Origin of the sequence: Micromonospora sp. LOL_014 (assembly GCF_048060245.1) — a bacterium.
GTDB lineage: Bacteria > Actinomycetota > Actinomycetes > Mycobacteriales > Micromonosporaceae > Micromonospora_E.
On the sequence record NZ_JBHMIP010000098.1, the window covers coordinates 1 to 995 of the forward strand.

At 66.0% G+C, this 995-nt stretch carries 1 protein-coding gene; it reads right to left on the minus strand.

Annotated elements, in window-relative coordinates; translation table 11 throughout:
• Positions 1-23: 23 nt before the first annotated feature.
• The gene (locus ACFHW1_RS28785; RefSeq protein WP_416557686.1) at positions 24-878 is read right to left on the minus strand and encodes an IS5 family transposase; all 855 of its coding nucleotides are present in this window, start codon (positions 876-878) and stop codon (positions 24-26) included.
• Positions 879-995 lie beyond the last annotated feature (117 nt).

Below are 995 nucleotides of genomic sequence, written 5' to 3' on the forward strand. Positions count from 1 at the left end.
CTTAGAGCGACCGGCAATAGGCGTTACCTGAGTCGGCGGGTTGTCGGCCGGGTGTCCCAGCGGTAGAGCGTGCGGGCTCGTTGGATGAGTTGACGGATCGTGACGATCGCGGCGGCCAGGTAGAGGTAGAAGTCGATGATCGTAGCGTTGCGGTCGGTGCAGCGGCGGATCTTGCCGAAGCCGTTCATCCACGAGTTCGTGCGCTCGACCACCCACCGCTTACCGACTTGGATCGGGGCGGGTACGCCCTTGCGGGCGATCTCGGCGTCGAAGCCGAGTTCATCGAGCAGCTCCCGGGCGCGGTTGCTGTCGTAGCCGCGATCGAGGTGGGCTGTGACCTGCTCAGGCCAGTGATGGCGGAGTTGGGCGCTGCACGCTTCGAAGGTGTCGCGCAGCAGCGGCGAGTCGGGCCGGTTGGCCGGGGCACCGGTGATCCCGAGCGGGATGCCGTAGCCGTCCACACCGGTCGAGCGCTTCATACCGCCCTTGCCGCGGTCGACCGGTGAGCGGCCGGCCCGGTCGCCGCCACACGGCGCTTTCGTGATCGCGCCGTCAGCGCTGACGTCAGTCAGGTCCAGGCCGATCATGCGGTCGTAGGCGTCCAGGGCGAGTTCATGGACCTGCTCACCGAGACCGGCGTCAGCCCACAACCGCAGACGGCGACGGATCGTCCGGTCCGAACAGTCACCCGACGCGACGCGTTCATAGCCGGATCCATGGACCAAAGCGGCGATGACGTGCTCGAACACGATCCGGTCCGGGATCCGCCGGCGGTGACAGCCCAGCGGATGGGCCGGGTCGAACTCGGGTTGTTCAGGCCACAACGCGGCGAACTGGACCCAGATGGGTTCGAGCAACGATGATTGCAGCGCAGGCACGGGACTCCATCGGTTGCAGAGCGTAGAGAACTCCGATGATCGATGGACCCGTGCCTGCCTACTACTTCCAGGTACCCGCATGTCCGGATCTTGGACCCTATTGCCGGTCGCTCTTAC